The 19,366-nt window shown below is 60.1% G+C and carries 17 protein-coding genes; 7 read left to right on the top strand and 10 right to left on the bottom strand.

Annotation, left to right across the window (positions count from 1 at the left end; all coding sequences use genetic code 11):
* The first annotated feature begins 106 nt into the window (after nucleotides 1-106).
* A complete protein-coding gene (locus KBP52_RS21000; RefSeq protein WP_212620888.1) occupies nucleotides 107-994 on the top strand; it encodes an acyltransferase in 888 nt (295 codons plus the stop codon).
* Between the two features lies 1 nt (nucleotide 995).
* Here KBP52_RS21000 and KBP52_RS20995 read toward each other — a convergent pair whose 3' ends face one another.
* On the bottom strand, nucleotides 996-1,553 hold the full coding sequence (locus tag KBP52_RS20995; protein WP_077574816.1) for a DUF2780 domain-containing protein: 558 nt from the start codon (nucleotides 1,551-1,553) through the stop codon (nucleotides 996-998).
* Nucleotides 1,554-1,703: 150 nt separating this feature from the next.
* Between KBP52_RS20995 and KBP52_RS20990 the strand changes: the two genes are divergently transcribed.
* From KBP52_RS20990 to KBP52_RS20980, 3 genes are all read left to right on the top strand, one after another.
* Nucleotides 1,704-2,339, top strand: a complete 636-nt coding sequence (locus tag KBP52_RS20990) for a sigma-70 family RNA polymerase sigma factor (protein ID WP_212620887.1) — start codon at nucleotides 1,704-1,706, stop codon at nucleotides 2,337-2,339.
* Nucleotides 2,336-3,010 (top strand): anti-sigma factor, encoded by a 675-nt coding sequence (locus tag KBP52_RS20985; protein ID WP_212620886.1) that lies wholly within the window; start codon nucleotides 2,336-2,338, stop codon nucleotides 3,008-3,010. The genes KBP52_RS20990 and KBP52_RS20985 overlap by 4 nt, the downstream gene beginning before the upstream one ends.
* Nucleotides 3,011-3,158: 148 nt before the next feature.
* A complete protein-coding gene (locus KBP52_RS20980) occupies nucleotides 3,159-3,473 on the top strand; it encodes a hypothetical protein (protein WP_077574819.1) in 315 nt (104 codons plus the stop codon).
* A 57-nt stretch (nucleotides 3,474-3,530) separates the two neighbouring features.
* Here the strand turns inward: KBP52_RS20980 and fdhA are convergent, their stop codons facing one another.
* The 8 genes from fdhA to KBP52_RS20940 form a co-directional block, all read right to left on the bottom strand.
* Nucleotides 3,531-4,730: a formaldehyde dehydrogenase, glutathione-independent gene (fdhA, locus tag KBP52_RS20975; protein WP_034155015.1), complete on the bottom strand. Its 1,200-nt coding sequence runs from the start codon at nucleotides 4,728-4,730 to the stop codon at nucleotides 3,531-3,533.
* Nucleotides 4,731-4,906: 176 nt separating this feature from the next.
* On the bottom strand, nucleotides 4,907-5,764 hold the full coding sequence (gene purU, locus KBP52_RS20970; protein ID WP_212620885.1) for a formyltetrahydrofolate deformylase: 858 nt from the start codon (nucleotides 5,762-5,764) through the stop codon (nucleotides 4,907-4,909).
* Nucleotides 5,765-6,013: 249 nt separating this feature from the next.
* Nucleotides 6,014-6,646: a sarcosine oxidase subunit gamma family protein gene (soxG, locus tag KBP52_RS20965; protein WP_034155013.1), complete on the bottom strand. Its 633-nt coding sequence runs from the start codon at nucleotides 6,644-6,646 to the stop codon at nucleotides 6,014-6,016.
* Nucleotides 6,647-6,806: 160 nt separating this feature from the next.
* A complete protein-coding gene (locus KBP52_RS20960) occupies nucleotides 6,807-9,824 on the bottom strand; it encodes a sarcosine oxidase subunit alpha (protein ID WP_212620884.1) in 3,018 nt (1,005 codons plus the stop codon).
* Nucleotides 9,821-10,150: a sarcosine oxidase subunit delta gene (locus KBP52_RS20955; protein WP_016986286.1), complete on the bottom strand. Its 330-nt coding sequence runs from the start codon at nucleotides 10,148-10,150 to the stop codon at nucleotides 9,821-9,823. The genes KBP52_RS20960 and KBP52_RS20955 overlap by 4 nt, the downstream gene beginning before the upstream one ends.
* A gap of 14 nt (nucleotides 10,151-10,164) precedes the next feature.
* On the bottom strand, nucleotides 10,165-11,415 hold the full coding sequence (locus tag KBP52_RS20950) for a sarcosine oxidase subunit beta (protein WP_034155011.1): 1,251 nt from the start codon (nucleotides 11,413-11,415) through the stop codon (nucleotides 10,165-10,167).
* 20 nt (nucleotides 11,416-11,435) lie between these two features.
* Nucleotides 11,436-12,689 carry a serine hydroxymethyltransferase gene (locus tag KBP52_RS20945; protein WP_007913117.1) on the bottom strand — a complete coding sequence of 418 codons (1,254 nt, stop codon included), beginning with the start codon at nucleotides 12,687-12,689 and terminating at the stop codon, nucleotides 11,436-11,438.
* A 273-nt stretch (nucleotides 12,690-12,962) separates the two neighbouring features.
* The gene (locus KBP52_RS20940) at nucleotides 12,963-13,673 is read right to left on the bottom strand and encodes a TraX family protein (protein WP_212620883.1); all 711 of its coding nucleotides are present in this window, start codon (nucleotides 13,671-13,673) and stop codon (nucleotides 12,963-12,965) included.
* A gap of 126 nt (nucleotides 13,674-13,799) precedes the next feature.
* On the opposite strand from KBP52_RS20940, the gene KBP52_RS20935 reads away from it, so the two are divergent.
* Nucleotides 13,800-14,840 carry a low specificity L-threonine aldolase gene (locus KBP52_RS20935; protein ID WP_064119210.1) on the top strand — a complete coding sequence of 347 codons (1,041 nt, stop codon included), beginning with the start codon at nucleotides 13,800-13,802 and terminating at the stop codon, nucleotides 14,838-14,840.
* A 217-nt stretch (nucleotides 14,841-15,057) separates the two neighbouring features.
* A complete protein-coding gene (locus KBP52_RS20930) occupies nucleotides 15,058-15,882 on the top strand; it encodes an NAD(P)-dependent oxidoreductase (protein ID WP_116028354.1) in 825 nt (274 codons plus the stop codon).
* 211 nt (nucleotides 15,883-16,093) lie between these two features.
* Here KBP52_RS20930 and gbcB read toward each other — a convergent pair whose 3' ends face one another.
* On the bottom strand, nucleotides 16,094-17,194 hold the full coding sequence (gene gbcB / locus KBP52_RS20925) for a glycine-betaine demethylase subunit GbcB (RefSeq protein ID WP_007911227.1): 1,101 nt from the start codon (nucleotides 17,192-17,194) through the stop codon (nucleotides 16,094-16,096).
* Between the two features lie 297 nt (nucleotides 17,195-17,491).
* On the opposite strand from gbcB, the gene gbcA reads away from it, so the two are divergent.
* Nucleotides 17,492-18,787 (top strand): glycine-betaine demethylase subunit GbcA, encoded by a 1,296-nt coding sequence (gene gbcA / locus KBP52_RS20920; RefSeq protein WP_064388154.1) that lies wholly within the window; start codon nucleotides 17,492-17,494, stop codon nucleotides 18,785-18,787.
* Nucleotides 18,788-19,366: the final 579 nt, after the last annotated feature.

The raw sequence follows: 19,366 nt of genomic DNA, 5'->3' as shown, positions 1-19,366 counted from the left end.
GAGCAAAGCATACCGGCCCAAAAGTGAAACATTCGTCACCACCGATTTGGCCTGCCGCGCGAAGCTGCTTATCATGGCGCGCCCATCCGTTTGCAAAGAGTTGCTTATGCGCCGCCTGCTCACCGGCTGTTTCGTCACCCTGCTGCTGTTGCTCAACACCCTGATCCTGATCGGGCCGTTGCTGGTCTTCGCCCTGCTCAAACTGATCGCACCAGGTCGCTGGCGCGATTACGCGTCGGGGGCGGTGATGTGGATCGCCGAGACCTGGGCGGAAATCGACAAGCTGATTTTCCGCCTGTGCATTCCCACCCAATGGGACATTCGCGGTGGCGAAGATTTGCGCGGTGACACTTCGTATCTGGTGGTCAGCAACCACCAGTCGTGGGTCGATATTCCGGCGCTGATTCAGACGCTGAACCGGCGCACGCCATTCTTCAAATTCTTCCTCAAGAAAGAACTGATCTGGGTGCCGTTTCTGGGGCTGGCGTGGTGGGCGCTGGATTACCCGTTCATGAAGCGCTACACCAAGGCCTTTCTGGCGAAGCACCCGGAGCTGGCCGGCAAGGATCTGGAAATCACCAAGCAGGCCTGCGAGCTGTTCAAGCGTCAGCCGGTGACCGTGGTCAATTATCTGGAAGGCACGCGCTACACCGCTGCGAAAAGCGCGCAGCAGCAATCACCGTTCAACCACCTGCTCAAGCCCAAGGCCGGCGGCGTGGCGTTTGTCCTGGCGGCGATGGGTGAACAACTGGATGCGATTCTCGATGTGACGGTGGTTTATCCACAGGCGAAAATCCCCGGGTTCTGGGATTTGATCAGCGGCAACGTGCCGCGCGTGATCATCGACATCAAGACCCGCGAACTCGACCCGGCGCTGTGGCAAGGTGATTACGAGAATGATCCGGCGTTTCGCGAGAAGGTCCAGAGCTGGGTCAACCAGCTCTGGAACGAGAAGGATCAGCGCATCGCCGAACTGCGCAGCGAGCGCGGCTGAATCAGCTACCGGTGCCGGCGCCCCAGATGCTGCCCAGGCTTTGCAGCAGCGGGCCGCCGACGCCTTGATCACCCAGATACTTGAGCAGCACCGGAGCAAACTGGCCAACCATGCCGCTGTCCATGCCCAGCGCACCGAAGGCGTTGTTCAGGTCATTGGTGTCCTTGACGTTACCCAGTGCGTTTTCCAGACCGGCGGACTTGCCGGACTGACCGAGCAATCCGCTCAACGCCGCCAGATTGCCGCTACCGCCCGACAGTTTGTCGATGCCCGGCACTTCTTTGGCCAACTGTGAATAATCGGTGCTGCTCAACTGGTTCTTGGCCAGGCCCAGCATGGCGCTGGTGCCGCCGACGGCTTGCTGCGGCGTCACACCCAGACCGGTGACGGCTTGCAGCAGACCGGCGGTTTCCGAGGTCGGAGCCGCAGCGGTGGCCGCGTTGCCGCCCTGCATGCTGGCAGCAGCCTTGGTCACGTCGTCGAGGCTGAAACCAGCAAATACCGGGCTGGCCGCAAGGGTCATCAGTGAAGCCAAGGCAATACCGCGTGAAATCTTCATTCAGACATCCTCTTGCGCTGTGAAAACCACCCGTTGAACGGGCAGTGAAACTGCCGGTTTGACCGGGTATCCGCCGGCATGTTCCGGCGCGGCGCATCCATTTTCATCCGGCTCACGTATATAAAACGTGAAATCCCGGACACCTTCGCGATGAATGGCACAACCGCTGTCGCTGAACTAGCCTGTGAACAGTCCGAGTCTCGCCCTCGTCGCCCGACCTTTGCCTGGAGAGTCGTCATTCCCATCGCCGACACCGATCAGCTGCGACAGCTGTTGGCCCAGTGTTCACTGGGTGATCGTCGCGCCTTCGAAACGCTCTATCGCAGCGTCGGCCCGCGCCTGCATGGCGTCGCCCTGCGCTTCATGGGTCGCGCGGATCTCGCCGAAGAAGTGCTGCAGGAAAGTTTCGTGCGCATCTGGAACAACGCCTCGCGCTACGAAGCGCATCTGTCGGCACCGCTGACCTGGATGATCAACATCACCCGCAATCAGGCCATCGATCAGTTGCGCAAACATCGTGACCGGCCATTGACCGATCTGGAACAGGACGCGCTGCCGGACGAAAGCCCCTCGGCTCACGAGCAACTAAACAGCGCACGCGAGGCTCAGACGTTGAACCGCTGTCTGGACACCCTTGAAAGCATGCAGCGCCAATCGATCACCGTGGCCTACTTTCAGGGATTGTCGTGCACGGAACTCGCCGAACACCTGGCCACGCCACTGGGAACGGTGAAATCGTGGATCCGCCGTGGCCTGGAACGTCTGCGTCGGTGCCTTGAATCATGAACTACCAGACCCCTGCCCTGCGCCGCGCGCTGGCTGCCGATTATGCGATTGGCCTGATGCCTGCGCCTGCGCGGCAGCGGTTTGAACAGTTGCTGCTGGATGACGCGGCATTAAGGGCTGAACTTGCGCAATGGCAGGAAAGCCTGAGCTCTTTAACTGAATCGCTGCCGGAACATCCAGTGCCTGACCGCGTCTGGCAAGGCATCACCGCGCGAATCGAACCGCAAGTGCTGCATGTGCCTGAGAAACGGCCGTTCTGGAACTGGCTGCGCGTCACCGCTGCACTGTGTTCGATCGTGGTGTTGGTCTTCCTCGGCTCGCTGTACAACCGCGACGACGCCCGCTACCACGCCACCCTGCTGACCGCCGATGCGCAACCGGCGCTGAAGGTCGAGGCGCATGCGGATTATCTGCAGGTCGAGCCGTTGACGCTGGCGGCGGTTGATGCGGATCGTAGCCTGGAACTGTGGGCGATTCCGGCTGACGGCAAACCGATCTCGCTTGGGGTCATTCCGGCGGGGGGCAAAGGCAAGGTTGAGTTGAACGAGGCGCAGAAAGCCTTGATCGGTAAACCGATTGCGCTGGCGGTCAGTCTTGAGCCTAAAGGTGGTTCGCCGACCGGGCAGCCGACTGGACCGGTTCTTTATCAGGGTGCTTTGGCAGCCCTCTAATTGCCAGGCTGCGATCTTTTAGGCCCTTTAGTTGCGCACCAGGCGAATCGATATTTCAAAACGAACTATAAACCTGTCAGATCTGACAGTAGGCGACAATCATCATCCACGCGAACATTGCGGCTCCCACTTATGTAACGGAGTACAAATGATGAAGCTGAAAGTTATCACGGGTGTCCTGATGAGTCTGGCCATGATGAGTACCACCTATGCCGCTACTTGCCCGACAATCTCGGTGACCCACCCTACAAATGCCGAGGATCTCACCTTCACGTCCGCACGCATCAAGGACAAAAACACGGCCAATTCGGTGGTCATCTGCCGGTATGAAGGCAAAAACGACGTTGACGTCTCGGCTGGTTACCGGAACGGCACCCCGGTCAAAGCCACCGGAAGCGGCTGGGAAGGTGATGACTGTAAAACGTCTGACGGTGACGCCAGCAAATGCGCGTTCGCAGAATAGAAAAAGTAAGGAACAAAAAGGGCAACCCGCCGGGTTGCCCTTTTTAAAGCTAGAAACTCACGCCGCACTAAACAACTTATGCGGATCAATCACAAACTTCTTCGGCACGCCCGCATCGAACTCGCCATACCCTTCCGGCGCCTGATCCAGACTGATCACCTGCACCCCCACCACTTCGGCGATGTTGATGCGATCCCACATGATCGCCTGCATCAGTTGGCGGTTGTACTTCATCACCGGGGTCTGGCCGGTGTGGAAGCTGTGGGACTTGGCCCAGCCCAGACCGAAGCGAATGCTCAGGCTGCCCATTTTCGCGGCGGCATCCACGGCGCCCGGATCTTCAGTGACGTACAGGCCCGGGATACCGATCTTGCCGGCAACGCGTACTACGCCCATCAACGAGTTGAGCACGGTGGCCGGCGCTTCGGCTTTGACGCCGTCGTGGCCGTGGCCGCGTGCTTCGAAGCCGACGCAGTCCACCGCGCAATCCACTTCCGGCTCGCCCAGCAGTGCAGCGATCTGTTCGTGCAGCGGCGTGTCCTTGGACAGGTCGACGATTTCAAAACCCTGAGATTTGGCGTGAGCCAAGCGGATGGTGTTGACGTCGCCCACGATCACCACAGCCGCACCGAGCAAACGTGCGGAAGCGGCAGCGGCCAGACCGACCGGGCCGGCGCCCGCAATGTAAACGGTGCTGCCCGGACCAACGCCGGCAGTGACGGCGCCGTGGTAGCCGGTTGGGAGGATGTCGGAGAGGCAGGTCAGGTCGCGGATTTTCTCCATGGCCTTGTCGCGGTCCGGCAGTTTCAGCAGGTTGAAGTCGGCGTACGGCACCAGCACGTATTCGGCTTGGCCGCCGGTCCAGTCCCCCATGTCGACGTAGCCGTAAGCGCCACCGGCACGGGCCGGGTTGACGGTCAGGCAGACGCCGGTGTGTTGCTCTTTGCAGGAACGGCAGCGCCCGCACGCGACGTTGAACGGTACGGAGACCAGGTCGCCGATTTTCAGGTTTTCGACGTCGGAGCCTTTTTCGATCACCTCGCCGGTGATCTCGTGACCCAGCACCAGACCGGTCTGCGCCGTGGTACGGCCGCGCACCATGTGCTGGTCGGAGCCGCAGATATTGGTGGAAACCACTTTGAGAATGACCCCGTGCTCGATCTTGCGACCGCGCGGGTCCTGCATTTTCGGATAGTCGATTTTCTGTACTTCGACCTTGCCAGCGCCGAGATACACCACACCACGATTGCCAGACATGCTTTCACCTCGCTGTTGTTTTTATGGAACCGCGTTGCCCAGGCAGGCAGCGCGTTAAGTGCTCGGGTTATTGCTTGTTGGTTTTGCGTTGTTTGTTATGGCCCCTTCGCGAGCAGGCTCACTCCTACATTGGAATGCGTACCCCTTGTAGGAGCGAGCCTGCTCGCGATAGCTATCTAAAGAACGACCGTGCGATTGGCGTTGAGGAAAACCCTTCGCTCAATGTGATACCCAACCGCTCGCGCCAACGTCAGGCCTTCGATATCGCGCCCCTTGGCAATCAGGTCCTCAGGGTAATGACTGTGATCCACCGCCTCGACGCCCTGGGCAATGATCGGCCCTTCATCGAGGTCGTTATTGATGTAATGCGCCGTCGCGCCCACCAGTTTCACGCCTTTGTTGTAAGCCTGGTGGTACGGTTTGGCGCCCTTGAAACCCGGCAGCAACGAGTGATGGATGTTGATCGCCTTGCCATCGAGCTTGCGGCACAGCTCCGGCGACAGCACCTGCATGTAGCGGGCGAGGATCACCAGTTCGGCGCCGGACTCTTCGATCACCTGCCACACCTGACGCTCCTGCGACGGTTTGTCGTTGGGGTCGAGGGGGAAATGGTAGTAGGGAATCTGGTGCCAGTCGGCCAGCGGTTTCAAATCCGGATGGTTGGAGACCACCGCCGCCACGTCCATCGACAACTGGCCGATGCGCTGGCGGTAGAGCAAGTCGTTGAGGCAGTGATCGGCCTTGGAGACCATGATCACCACTTTTGGCCGGTAGTTCGGCGCAGTCAGCTCGAAGATCATGCCGAAGGCCTGACCACGTTCGGCGAGGCCGGCGCGGAAGGCTTGTTCGTCAAAACCGTCGGGCTGGCGGAATTCCACGCGAATGAAAAAACGCCCGGAGAGGCGGTCATCAAACGAATGGTGCTCGGTGACGTAGCAGCTCTGCTCGAACAGAAAACGCGTGACCGCGTCCACCGTGCCGAGGACGCTGGGGCAGTCGGCGGTCAGAATCCATGTGTCTGGGGCGCGGCTCATGGTGCGGTGACTCCTGTTCTTTGTGCGGGGTGTCAGGTTTTTCCCTCACCCTAGCCCTCTCCCAGAAGGAGAGGGGACTGACCGAGGTGTTCTTTCGTGTTACGTCGACCTGAAATACCGAGCCGAATTCAAGCTCTGGAAAATCTATCGCCAGCCAGACTCGGCTGTTGAAATCGCCCGAGATCAGCTCCCTTTCCCCCTCTCCCCCCTGGGGGAGAGGGCTGGGGTGAGGGGGTAGCTCTTGATCTTTCAGGCCTGAACGCTCAACCCGTACTCAGCCGAAGCATCCTGCAACCACAACCACCAGTAATCCGAGAAGCTTCGACGAATCAGCAGTTCCCAGGTGTCTTCAGCGGTGTGGCGAATCATCAGCTGCGACTTGGCGAACACCGTGCCGACCGCTTTACCCACCGGAAAATTATTCGGGTGCACGTCGTAGCTGGTCGACTTCATCAGCACCTGGCGCACGTTCGGCCCGCTCAGTTCGAGCACTTGCTGGCCGCCGCTGACGTTGACGATCGCGATGTGCAGATCGCCCAGCGCTTCACGCAGTTTCTGTTCGGCGGCGAATTCTTCACCGCTTGGCACGATCAGCAGCCACTCATCCGGGCCCATCCATTGCAGGCTGGTTTCACCTTTGACGATGACGCTGAGGGCGCCGGGCAGTTCGATGCCCAGCGCTTTATGTACGCCAGCGGCAAACGCGGCATCGTGGCCATCACCACGAATGGTCAGGTGACCGAGGAGTTTCTTTTCACGCACGATCACGCCGGCGTTCTTGCGACCCTTGCCGACCAGGCTGGCGAGGTCGGCATGGTGCAGCGACGACTCGGCACGGGCCCCGGTGGTCGGGCGTTGTTGGTAAACATTGGCTGTGGTCATAAAGCACCTTTGCTGAATTCTGACTTGAGCCCTGTGTAGGCAGATCTACCGCTATCGCGAGCAGGCTCACTCCTACAAGGGGTACGCGATCACCTGTAGGAGTGAGCCTGCTCGCGATGAAGTCAACGCGGTGCAACTGCACTCCCCAGGCGCCGAACCATCAAATATTCTGGCGATCCCCCTTCGGATCGAAGAACACCGAAGAAACAATCTCCGCCTCGATCACGCTGCCATCGGCCAACGGTGCAAACACCCGCTCACCGAGGCGCTTCAGACCGCCCTTGACCACACCCATGGCAAACGAATAACCGAGGGAGTTGTGCGCGTAGCTGGAGGTCACGTGGCCGACCATGGTCATCGGAATCGCCTGCTTGGTGTTGAACACCAACTGCGCACCTTCCGGCAGCCACACGTTCGGATCGATCGGCTTCAACCCGACCAGTTGCTTACGCTGATCTTTCACGCAGTCTTCACGGTTCATGCCACGCTGGCCGATCCACGAGAACGGTTTGGTGCGACCGACGCACCAGCCCATATTCAGATCGTCCGGAGTCATCGAGCCGTCAGTGTCTTGGCCAACGATGATGAAACCCTTCTCGGCACGCAGGACGTGCATGGTTTCAGTGCCGTACGGGGTCAGGTTGTACTGCTTGCCGGCCTCGACGATTTTCTCCAGCACGCCCATCGCATAGTCGGCCTGCACGTTGACTTCGTACGACAGTTCACCGGTGAACGAGATACGGAACACCCGCGCCGGCACACCGCCGACCAGACCTTCTTTCCAGGTCATGAACGGGAAGGCTTCGTTGCTCAGATCAATGTCGGTCACGGCGCTGAGCAGCTTGCGGCTGTTCGGTCCGGACAGGGTCATGGTCGCCCAGTGGTCGGTCACGGAAGTGAAGTAAACCTTCATGTCCGGCCATTCGGTCTGGTGGTACAGCTCCAGCCATTGCAGCACGCGAGCCGCGCCGCCGGTGGTGGTGGTCATGACGAAATGGTTGTCGGCCAGACAAGCCGTGACACCGTCGTCGAAGACCATGCCGTCTTCTTTGCACATCAGACCGTAGCGAGCCTTGCCCACGTCGAGTTTGGTCCAGGCGTTGGTGTACACGCGGTTGAGGAAGTCGCGGGCATCCGGGCCTTGGATGTCGATCTTGCCGAGGGTCGAGGCATCGAGCAGGCCAACGCTGTCGCGCACGGCTTTGCATTCGCGCTTCACAGCGGCATGCAGGTCTTCACCGTTTTTCGGGAAGTACCATGGACGTTTCCACTGACCGACGTCTTCAAACTCGGCGCCATTCTTCACATGCCAGGCATGCAGCGCGGTGTGACGCACCGGTTCGAAGATGTGCCCACAGTGACGACCGGCCACCGCACCGAAAGTTACCGGCGTGTAGTTCGGGCGGAACATCGTGGTGCCCATCTGCGGGATGGTCACGTTCAGCGAGCGAGCGGCGATGGCCAGACCGTTGACGTTGCCGAGCTTGCCCTGATCGGTGCCGAAGCCCAGCGCGGTGTAGCGTTTGACGTGCTCGACCGACTCGAAACCTTCGCGGGTTGCCAGCTCGATCGCCGCAGCGGTCACGTCGTTTTGCAGGTCGACGAATTGCTTCGGCGCCCGTGCGGTGTTCTTTTCATGCGGCACCTGGAACAGCGCCAGCGTCGGTTCTTCGTGACGGCTCAGGGCTTTCGGCAGCACGCCTTCGACGGTCTGGAAACCGGCTTCAGCGGCCGCGCGCACGCCACCTTCGAAACCGTCAGCCAGCGAATCGCCGAGACCGTAGACGCCGTTGATGCCACCGACGCACACGCGCTTCTGCGGTGCTTCGCCCGGCACGAAACCGAGGATGTCTTCACGCCAGGTCGGCTTGCCACCGAGGTGCGAAGCCAAGTGGACGACAGGGCTGTAACCACCGGAACTGGCAATCACGTCGCAGTCGAGCCATTCGCCCGGGCTGGTCACGGCATGAGCCTTCACATCAATCGCGGCAACGCGGGCAGCGGTCACGCGCTTGCTGCCACGGGCTTCGATCACAGCGCTGCCAGTGAGAATGCGGATGCCTTTGGCGCGGGCTTCTTCGACCAGTGCGCCACGCGGATTGCTGCGCGCATCGGCGATGGCCACCACTTGCAGGCTGGCGTCGAGCCAATCCAGTGCCACGCGATAGGCATGATCGTTATTGGTCGACAGAACGAGCTTCTTGCCCGGCGCTACGCCGTAGCGACGTACGTAAGTCGACACCGCACCGGCGAGCATATTGCCCGGCACGTCGTTGTTGCCGTAAACCAGCGGTCGCTCGCAAGCACCGGTCGCCAGCACCACACGCTTGGCGCGAACCCGGTGAATGCGCTGACGCACCTGGCCAATCGGGGCGCGGTCACCGAGGTGATCGGTAAGGCGTTCGTGAATGGTCAGGAAGTTGTGGTCGTGGTAACCGTTGACCGTGGCGCGCGGCAACAGCAGCACGTCCGGGGTGTTCTTCAGTTCAGTGATGACACTGGCAACCCAATCCATCGCCGGTTTGCCGTCGAGGCTTTCACGCGAGTCGAGCAGGCTGCCGCCGAACTCTTCCTGCTCATCGGCAAGAATAACTCGGGCACCGCTGCGCGCAGCGGCCAGGGCAGCGGCGAGACCGGCCGGGCCAGCGCCGACGATCAGCACGTCGCAGTGCTGGTTCATGTAGTCGTAGGTGTCCGGATCGTTCTCGGTCGGCGAACGGCCGAGACCGGCAGCCTTGCGAATGTACTTCTCGTAGGTCATCCAGAACGATTGCGGGTACATGAAGGTTTTGTAGTAGAAACCCGGCGGCATCAGCTTGCCGCCGACCTTGCCAAGAATGCCCATCATGTCGTTGTTGACGCTCGGCCAGCCGTTGGTACTGGTCGCGACCAGCCCTTGATACAACGCCTGTTGCGTGGCGCGCACGTTGGGGATCTGCGTAGCTTCGGTGGCACCGATCTGCAGCACCGCGTTCGGCTCTTCGGCACCGGCGGCGAAGATCCCGCGAGGACGCGAATACTTGAAGCTGCGGCCGATGATGTCGACGCCGTTGGCGATCAGCGCGGCGGCCAGCGAGTCACCCTCGAAGCCTTTGTAGCTCTGACCGTTGAAGGTGAAGCTCAGCACTTTGTTGCGGTCGATCCGTCCACCGTTGGACAGGCGATTGGTCTGGCTCATACCTTCTCTCCCAGCGCCGTCGTGGCTGTTTTCGCCGTATCAGCCTTGTCGGTGAATTGCGGCTTGGTGCCGATCTTGTAGGTTTCGAGAATCTCGTAGGTCACGGTGTCGCGGGTGACGTTGAAGTACTGGCGGCAACCGGCGACGTGATCCCACAGTTCGTGGTGCAGACCGCGCGGGTTGTCGCGGAAGAACATGTAGTCGCCCCACTCCTCGTCGGTGCAGGCGCCGGGATCCAGTGGACGCGGAATGTGCGCCTGGCCGGATGCGTGGAATTCCTCTTCGGAGCGCAGTTCGCCGCAGTGAGGACAGAAGATATGCAACATGGGGATTTCTCCTGTTAGTGGGCGACGGCAGCAGCGCCGTGTTCGTCGATGAGTGCGCCGTTGTGGAAACGGTCGATGGAAAACGGTGCGGCCAATGGGTGCATTTCACCCTTGGCCAGACTCGCGGCAAACACGTTGCCCGAGCCAGGTGTGGCTTTGAAACCGCCGGTGCCCCAACCGCAGTTGAAGAACATGTTCGGTACCGGGGTTTTCGAAATGATCGGGCAAGCGTCCGGGGTGGTGTCGACGATGCCGCCCCACTGACGGTTCATGCGTACGCGGGACAACACCGGGAACATCTCGACGATGGCCTGAATGGTGTGTTCGATCACCGGGTACGAACCGCGCTGGCCGTAGCCGTTGTAGCCGTCGATACCGGCACCGATCACCAGGTCGCCCTTGTCGGACTGGCTGATGTAACCGTGCACGGCGTTGGACATGATCACGCTGTCGATAATCGGTTTGATCGGCTCGGACACCAGCGCCTGCAGCGGGTGGGATTCGATCGGCAGACGGAAACCGGCGAGTTTGGCCATGTGCCCGGAGTTACCGGCCGTGACCACGCCGACGCGCTTGGCGCCGATGAAACCCTTGTTGGTTTCAACACCGATGCATACGCCGTTTTCCTTACGGAAACCGATGACTTCGGTCTGCTGGATCAAGTCCACGCCCAAGGCATCGGCGGCACGGGCAAAGCCCCACGCCACGGCATCGTGACGGGCGACGCCGCCGCGACGCTGCACGGTCGCGCCCAACACTGGGTAGCGGGTGTTTTTCGAGCAGTCGAGGTACGGAATCTCGTCAGCGACTTGCTTGGCGTTGAGCAGCTCGCCATCGACGCCGTTGAGGCGGTTGGCGCTGACCCGACGCTCGGAATCACGGATGTCCTGCAGGGTGTGACACAGGTTGTAGACGCCACGCTGGGAGAACATCACGTTGTAGTTGAGATCCTGGGACAGGCCTTCCCACAATTTCATCGCGTGTTCGTAGAGGTGCGCCGACTCGTCCCACAGGTAGTTGGAGCGCACGATGGTGGTGTTGCGCGCGGTGTTACCGCCGCCCAGCCAGCCTTTCTCGACCACGGCCACATTGGTGATGCCGTGCTCTTTGGCCAGATAGTAAGCCGTCGCCAGACCGTGCCCGCCGCCGCCGACGATAACCACGTCGTAGACCTTCTTCGGCGTCGGCGTGCGCCACATGCGCTGCCAGTTTTCGTGGTGGCTGAGGGAGTGTTTGAAGAGGCCGAAGCCCGAATAGCGTTGCATAGTCAGTTACTCCAGAACACTCAGCGATAAACCGGGAAGTCTGCGCACAGGGCCGACACTTGCTGGGCAACATTGGCCTCGACATCGGCATCGCCAAGGTTGTCGAGGATGTCGCAGATCCAGCCGGCCAACACTTCGCACTGGGTCACTTTGAAGCCGCGAGTAGTGACCGCAGGGGTGCCGATGCGCAGGCCCGAGGTGACGAACGGCGATTGCGGGTCGTTCGGCACGGCGTTCTTGTTGACGGTAATGTGCGCGCGGCCAAGGGCGGCGTCGGCGTCTTTGCCGGTCAGGCCCTGACGGATCAGGCTGACCAGGAACAAGTGGTTGTCGGTGCCGCCGGACACTACATCGTAGCCACGTTTGATAAACACGCTGGCCATCGCCTGAGCGTTGTCGATCACTTGTTGCTGATACGCCTTGAAGCCTGGCTCCAGCGCTTCCTTGAAGCACACGGCTTTACCGGCGATGACGTGCATCAGCGGGCCGCCCTGAGCGCCGGGGAACACGGCAGCGTTGAGCTTCTTCTCGATCTCTTCGTTGGACTTGGCCAGGATCAAGCCGCCACGTGGACCGCGCAGGGTTTTGTGCGTGGTGGTGGTAACGACGTCGGCGTACGGCAGCGGGTTCGGGTACAGACCGGCGGCGACCAGACCGGCGACGTGGGCCATGTCGACGAACAACAGCGCACCGACCTTGTCAGCGATCTGACGGAAGCGCGGGAAGTCCAGAGTCTTCGAGTATGCGGAGAAACCGGCGACGATCATTTTCGGCTTGGATTCAACGGCCAGACGCTCGACTTCGTCGTAATCGATCAGCCCGGTGTCAGTGTTGATGCCGTACTGCACCGCGTTGTAGAGCTTGCCTGAGGACGACACTTTGGCGCCGTGGGTCAGGTGACCGCCGTGGGCCAGGCTCATGCCGAGGATGGTGTCGCCCGGCTGGATCAGCGCCAGGTACACGGCGCTGTTGGCGGAGGAACCGGAGTGCGGCTGGACGTTGGCGTAATCGGCGCCGAACAGTTGCTTGGCGCGTTCGATGGCCAGCGCTTCGACTTTATCGACGTGCTCGCAGCCACCGTAGTAGCGCTTGCCCGGATAGCCTTCGGCGTATTTGTTGGTGAGGCCGCTGCCTTGCGCTTGCATCACGCGTTTGCTGGTGTAGTTCTCCGACGCGATCAGCTCGATGTGATCTTCCTGACGTTGCTCCTCGGCATTCATCGCCGCCAGCAGTGCATCGTCGTAACCCTGGATCTGGTCTTGCTTGCTGAACATCGCGTCTCTCCCAGCGGCATCTGTGCGCCATTCGTCTCGGTAAGGCACTGGCAATGAAGGCAGTGCCCTTTGATGCCGATGGTATGACCGGCGCAGACAGCTCAAATGCCTGCGCGCGCCACGCAAAGGTGCGTTTACGACATGGCCTGAAATGGCTTGTTGAATCTGCACAGATCCCCTGTAGGAGTGAGCCTGCTCGCGATGGCGGTGGGTCAGCTAAGCAAATGTTGGCTGATACGCCGCCATCGCGAGCAGGCTCACTCCTACAGGGGGTTATGCGATCAACTGGCGAACCGTGAGCAGGAGGAGAAAATGCGCGGGATAGAGGGCATAGGCCCAGCGCCGCATCGGTGGCGGCTGAAGATGTCGCGCATGTCGCAACAGGAACATTCCGAGCATGGGCGCAAACAGACAGGTGGCAATGCCAAGAATGGCGACGCTGCTACCGAACCTTGCCGAGTCGTAAAGCACTTGCCACTGATTCGCTGCGAGGCATATCAAACCCGGCAGCAAGCTGAAGTACCAAGGGCGGCGAAACACCAACAGCATCGCCAGCGGCAGCAACACCCCGAAGAAACCAAACATAAGCCGCTCCGGGAAAACTATCGCCAGCACCAGCGCAGCAACGCCCAGCAATCGCGACATGATCGAGGGATCCTGCCACCCCCGCGCCACTAGCAAACCCAACGCCAACGTCGGCATCACGTTCAACGTGTCCGGCTCTGGAATGTACAACCGGTAAGGAATTTCACTCACCGCACTGAACAGCAACAACCAGCCCAGATACCGCCATTCCATCCTCCGCGAACCATCGCGCGAAAGATTCGCCGCCATCGCCAGACAAAACCACGGAAACGCCAGCCGCCCCGGCACGTACAGCCAATCGGCGGAGAACCCGACATATCGCAGGTGATCGAGCAACATGCTCAGCAGCGCCAGCCACTTGAGCAGATCCAGCGCGCCGTCGCGTTTTCTCAGGTGCATAATCGGCCTGCGTCCATGTAATGTTCTGCCAGCGACATCCCGTGTGCTCCCCGGAAGATCTTCGGTAAAGTGCGCATCATCATTGACCACGAGCCTTCACAAGAGTCTCGACCACGGAAGCCGGCCATGACCGACAAGAGCCAACAATTCGCCAGCGACAACTACTCCGGTATCTGCCCTGAAGCCTGGGCTGCGATGGAGCAGGCCAACCACGGCCACCAACGCGCGTATGGCGACGATGAATGGACCGCTCGCGCGTCCGATCATTTCCGCAAACTGTTCGAAACCGACTGCGAAGTGTTCTTCGCCTTCAACGGCACCGCCGCCAACTCGCTGGCCCTGTCGTCGCTGTGTCAGAGTTACCACAGCGTGATCTGCTCGGAAACCGCTCACGTCGAAACCGACGAATGCGGCGCACCGGAATTCTTCTCCAACGGTTCGAAACTGCTGATCGCTGGCACCGAAAACGGCAAGATCACCCCGCAATCGATCCGCGAAGTCGCGCTCAAGCGTCAGGACATTCACTACCCGAAACCGCGCGTGGTCACCCTGACCCAGGCCACCGAAGTCGGCAGCGTCTACACCCCGGAAGAAGTCCGCGCCATCAGCGCCACCTGCAAAGAGCTGGGCCTGCACCTGCACATGGACGGCGCACGCTTCTCCAACGCCTGCGCCTTCCTCGGTTGCTCGCCGGCAGATCTGACCTGGAAGGCCGGTGTCGACGTGCTGTGCTTCGGCGGCACGAAAAATGGCATGGCCGTGGGTGAAGCGATCCTGTTCTTCAACCACAAGCTGGCGGAAGACTTCGACTATCGCTGCAAACAGGCCGGGCAACTGGCGTCGAAAATGCGCTTCCTCTCGGCACCGTGGGTCGGCATCCTCGAAACCGACGCCTGGCTGAAATATGCGCGCCACGCCAACCACTGCGCGCAATTGCTGGCAGAACTGGTCAGCGACATTCCCGGCGTCGAACTGATGTTCCCGGTACAGGCCAATGGCGTGTTCCTGCAACTGTCGGAACCGGCGATTGCCGCGCTGACCGCAAAAAACTGGCGCTTCTACACCTTCATCGGCAAGGGCGGCGCACGCTTCATGTGCTCCTGGGACACCGAAGAAGAACGCGTCCGCGAACTGGCTCGCGACATCCGCGAAGTCATGTCCGCCTGATAGACCCCCTCCCCTGTGGGAGCGAGCCTGCTCGCGAAGAGGCCGTGTCAAACAACACAGATGTTGAATGACACACCGCTTTCGTCGGAACGCCGCCCGGAGCTGGCTCGCTCCCACAAAAACTCGCCCACTCAGCCCTCCTCGTTCGCACCTGAAGACTTGGTCTACATTGTCTGTCGAGCCATCCGCTGACATAACAATAAGCAGGAGCACCGGCATGTCGTTACAAGGCAAAACCCTGTTCATCACCGGCGCCAGCCGTGGCATTGGTCGTGAAATTGCGCTGCGGGCCGCCAGGGACGGGGCCAACATCGTGATTGCGGCGAAGAGCGCCGAACCCCACGCCAAGTTACCCGGGACCATTCACAGCGTCGCGGCGGAAGTCGAGGCGGCGGGCGGCAAGGCTCTGGCCCTGCAAGTGGATGTGCGTGATGAAGAGGCTGTGCGCAAAGCGCTTGCGCAGGCCAATGAGCACTTCGGCGGCATCGATGCACTGGTGAACAACGCCGGGGCGATCAAGCTCACGGGTGTGCAACACATCGAACTCAAGCGTTTCGACCTGATGCACCAGATCAACACCCGCGCGGTGCTGCTGTGCAGTCAGGCTGCCCTGCCCTATCTGAAGAAATCCGCCGGGCACATTCTCAATCTGTCGCCGCCGCTGAATCTGGCGAACAAGTGGTTTGCGCAGTTCAGTCCGTACACCGTGACCAAGTACGGCATGAGCATGCTGACGCTGGGGATGAGCGAGGAATTTGCCAGTTACGGGATCAGCGTCAATTCACTGTGGCCGCAGACGATGATTGCCACGGCGGCGATTGAGTTTCAGTTGGGCAGCCGGGAGTCGTTCAAGCAGGCGCGGACCCCGGCGATCATGGCGGATGCGGCGCATGTGATTTTGGGTAGCCGCGAGCGGCAGATCACTGGGCGGTTGTTGATTGATGAGGAGATTTTGCGGGAGAGCGGTGTGGCGGAGTTTGATCATTATCGGTTTGATCGGGAAAGCGAGGCGGCGTTGATGCCGGATTTGTTTGTTGACTGAAAAAGCCCCCTCACCCTAACCCTCTCCCGGAGGGAGAGGGGACTGATTGGGGGATATTTGAGAATTACGCCGACGTGAAACTGCTTTGCCGAATCCATAATCGATAAGGTCGTTCAGGTCGATGCAGAACGCCAGACACCTCCGTCGGCCCCCTCTCCCTCTGGGAGAGGGCTGGGGTGAGGGGCAAGCCGTACGCAAAAATCCCCCCCACTCAAAAATCGATGCGCACATCCCCCTTCGGCACACTGCAGCACGACAAGATAAACCCTTCAGCCTCATCGTCCTCGGTAATCCCGCCGTTGTGCTCCATCTCCACCTCGCCACCCAGCTTGAGCACCTTGCACGTCCCGCAAATCCCCATGCCGCACGCCTTCGGAATCATCAACCCCAGCTTGGCCGCCGCCGCGTGCACGGTCTCGCCCGGTGCCACACGAATGCTCTTGCCGGACGAAGTGAATTCGACCTGATGCAGATCCGCCGCATCGATTTCCGGCGCATCCGCAGCCTGCTCGGCCTGTTCCACCGCATCGGCACGGGCCTCGGGCGGCGTGGCACCGAACGATTCCTCGTGATAACGCGACATGTCGTAACCAGCCACTTCCAGCAGGCGCTTGACCGCATTCATATACGGCGTCGGCCCGCAGCAGAACACCTCGCGCTCGAGGAAGTCCGGCACCATCAGTTCGAGCATCTTGTGGTTCAGATAACCGCGATAACCGGCCCACGGTTCACCCAAGCCGTGCTTCTCGCAAATCAGGTGCAGGCTGAAGTTGTCGATCCGCGACGCCATGTGCTCCAGCTCGCGGTGGTAAATGATGTCTTTCGGTGAGCGCGCGCTGTGGATAAAGGTCATGTCGACGTTGGCGTTGGTGTCGTAAAACCAGCGCGCCATCGACATGCACGGCGTGATACCAACGCCGCCGCTCAGGTAGAGCACTTTCGGGCTCGGGAAGTCGATGGCATTGAACAGCCCGACCGGCCCGTGCACCGCCAGTTCTTGGCCTTCATGCAGCGTATCGTGCAGCCAGTTGGACACCTTGCCACCCGGCACCCGTTTGATCGTCACCGAAAAACTGTACGGCACCGACGGCGAACTGGAAATCGTGTACGAGCGCATGATCGGCTGGCCTTCGATTTCCAGCTCCAGGGTGACGAACTGCCCGGGTTTGAAGAAGAACAGGATCGGCTGGTCAGCCATAAAGCAGAAGGTGCGCACGTCCCAGGTTTCCTGGATGACTTTGACGCAACGGACGATGTGTCGGCCATTGGCCCAGGTCTGGGTGGTGACCGGATTCAGGAAGCTGTTGGACATGCTGTTCTCCACGGCCGACTGTCGGCCTCATGTCGGCGATTCTGCGTATAGCGCGAACCGCCCGTTTACCTATCCGCGACATCGGCATACTTATCGCGACCAGCCCCCAACCACCGGGTGTTGCGCGTCGGGAACAGATTGCACCATGTCGCCCATGGATAAGGTTGCGCCCTGCGCCGGGCCCACACTCGCCCCAACACCAAGACAGCTTCTTTACACCTTGCGTAGCAACCGTTAGCAGCACACCTGATCAGCCACTTTTCGCCGGCCACGCAGATGGCCATGAGGATCACATCGATGGACGTCACCGCAAAAATCAGCCTGGGCGATCCGCTGGAACCCGCACGCAAGGCCACCGCACAAATGCTCCAGGAGCGCGAGCGGACGTTTTCGCTGCCGCAACCGTTCTACAGCGATGAGCGGTTGTTCGATATCGACATGCAGGAGATCTTCCAGAAAGAGTGGTTGATCGCCGGCATGACCTGCGAGATCCCGGCCAAGGGCAACTACTTGACGCTGCAGATCGGCAAGAACCCGATCATCGTCATTCGTGGCGCCGAGGGCGTGGTCCATGCGTTCCACAACGTCTGCCGCCACCGTGGCTCGCGTCTGTGCACCAGTGAAAAAGGCAAGGTCGCCAAACTGGTCTGCCACTACCACCAGTGGACGTACGAGCTGGACGGGCGCCTGCTGTTCGCCGGCACCGAAATGGGCGCCGACTTCGACATGAAGCAGTACGGCCTCAAACCGGTGAACGTGAAGACTGCCGGCGGTTACATCTTCATCAGCCTGGCCGAGAACCCGCCGGCCATCGATGACTTCCTGTCGACACTGAACCATTACATGGAACCGTACGACATGGAGAACACCAAGGTGGCGATCACCACCACCTTGATGGAAAAAGCCAACTGGAAACTGGTGCTGGAAAACAACCGCGAGTGCTACCACTGCAACGCGTCGCACCCGGAACTGTTGAAAACCCTGCTGGAATGGGACGACGTCACCGACCCGCGCGCCGATCAGGCGTTCAAGGATCACGTTGCTGCGTCCGCTGCTGCCTGGGAAGCCGAGAAGATTCCTTACGCCCACGCCAGCTTCGGCCTGCGTAACCGCATCGTGCGCATGCCGCTGCTCAAGGGCACCGTGTCGATGACCCTCGACGGCAAACAGGGCTGCGCGAAACTGATGGGGCGGATCAAGAACCCGGATCTGGGTTCGATGCGCATCCTGCACCTGCCGCACTCGTGGAACCACTGCATGGGCGACCACATCATCGTCTTCACGGTGTGGCCGATCAGCGCGCAGGAAACCATGGTCACCACCAAGTGGATCGTGCACAAGGATGCGGTTGAGGGCGTCGATTACGACGTCGAGCGCATGCGTCAGGTGTGGGACGCGACCAATGATCAGGACCGCCGACTGGCGGAAGAGAATCAGCGCGGGATCAACTCGACGGCGTATCAGCCTGGGCCTTATTCGAAGACCTATGAATTTGGCGTGGTCAACTTTGTCGATTGGTACAGCGAGCGTCTGCTGAGCAACCTCGGCGCCGAGCCTGCGCCGTACCTCAAAGGCGTCCCCGTTCAGGGCTAAAAGCAAAGGCATCGTCGGATCGCCGCCCGGAGCAGGCTTACTCCTACATTTGGAATGCGTTCCCCTGTAGGAGTGAGCCTGCTCGCGATAGCTATTTCACATTCACCACAGCCCTACACCTTGATTGCACAATTTCTGATCAATCACCCCACACCCTATACCCACCAAGCCTCCCAGCCTTCCGCAAACAAGTTATCCACACACCCACCCACAGCAAATGGGGGTAACTGTGGATGAACGAAAAAATAACTGACTGATTTGTGAAGAAAAATCGTGACTTATCCAGAAGCACGGTTTGCAAGGCGCATTGGTTGATTTTTGATCATATTCTTGTAACCCACGTTCTGTATGGCCTGTAGAGGATGGCAAACACGTTATCCACAGAAGCGCCAACAGAGTTCGGGGGTAACTTTGCATCTTCTGTGGAAAAGCGCTGAAGGCTGTGAAAAATCAGGCGCTACGGGTGATTTAATCGGTCAAAAGCGTAGATTGATCAGTTATTGATCAAATCTCTAGAAGCCACGTCTTATATAGCTCTCAGCGGATAGCGAACATCTTATCCACAGAAGCGCCAACAGA

The sequence above is a fragment of the Pseudomonas sp. SCA2728.1_7 genome, assembly GCF_018138145.1.
Classification (GTDB): Bacteria; Pseudomonadota; Gammaproteobacteria; order Pseudomonadales; family Pseudomonadaceae; genus Aquipseudomonas; species Aquipseudomonas koreensis_A.
The sequence above is the reverse complement of the archived record's forward strand: the minus strand, read 5'-3'. Positions and strand labels throughout refer to the sequence as shown.

Coding starts and splice junctions, on each gene's coding strand:
- KBP52_RS20990 (WP_212620887.1), top strand. CDS start 1,704: ATGAATGGCACAACCGCTGTCGCTGAACTAGCCTGTGAACAGTCCGAG.
- KBP52_RS21000 (WP_212620888.1), top strand. CDS start 107: ATGCGCCGCCTGCTCACCGGCTGTTTCGTCACCCTGCTGCTGTTGCTC.
- gbcA (WP_064388154.1), top strand. CDS start 17,492: ATGGACGTCACCGCAAAAATCAGCCTGGGCGATCCGCTGGAACCCGCA.
- KBP52_RS20955 (WP_016986286.1), bottom strand. CDS start 10,150: ATGTTGCATATCTTCTGTCCTCACTGCGGCGAACTGCGCTCCGAAGAG.
- KBP52_RS20945 (WP_007913117.1), bottom strand. CDS start 12,689: ATGTTCAGCAAGCAAGACCAGATCCAGGGTTACGACGATGCACTGCTG.
- soxG (WP_034155013.1), bottom strand. CDS start 6,646: ATGACCACAGCCAATGTTTACCAACAACGCCCGACCACCGGGGCCCGT.
- KBP52_RS20940 (WP_212620883.1), bottom strand. CDS start 13,673: ATGCACCTGAGAAAACGCGACGGCGCGCTGGATCTGCTCAAGTGGCTG.
- gbcB (WP_007911227.1), bottom strand. CDS start 17,194: ATGTCCAACAGCTTCCTGAATCCGGTCACCACCCAGACCTGGGCCAAT.
- KBP52_RS20995 (WP_077574816.1), bottom strand. CDS start 1,553: ATGAAGATTTCACGCGGTATTGCCTTGGCTTCACTGATGACCCTTGCG.
- fdhA (WP_034155015.1), bottom strand. CDS start 4,730: ATGTCTGGCAATCGTGGTGTGGTGTATCTCGGCGCTGGCAAGGTCGAA.
- KBP52_RS20960 (WP_212620884.1), bottom strand. CDS start 9,824: ATGAGCCAGACCAATCGCCTGTCCAACGGTGGACGGATCGACCGCAAC.
- KBP52_RS20950 (WP_034155011.1), bottom strand. CDS start 11,415: ATGCAACGCTATTCGGGCTTCGGCCTCTTCAAACACTCCCTCAGCCAC.
- KBP52_RS20985 (WP_212620886.1), top strand. CDS start 2,336: ATGAACTACCAGACCCCTGCCCTGCGCCGCGCGCTGGCTGCCGATTAT.
- purU (WP_212620885.1), bottom strand. CDS start 5,764: ATGAGCCGCGCCCCAGACACATGGATTCTGACCGCCGACTGCCCCAGC.
- KBP52_RS20980 (WP_077574819.1), top strand. CDS start 3,159: ATGATGAAGCTGAAAGTTATCACGGGTGTCCTGATGAGTCTGGCCATG.
- KBP52_RS20930 (WP_116028354.1), top strand. CDS start 15,058: ATGTCGTTACAAGGCAAAACCCTGTTCATCACCGGCGCCAGCCGTGGC.
- KBP52_RS20935 (WP_064119210.1), top strand. CDS start 13,800: ATGACCGACAAGAGCCAACAATTCGCCAGCGACAACTACTCCGGTATC.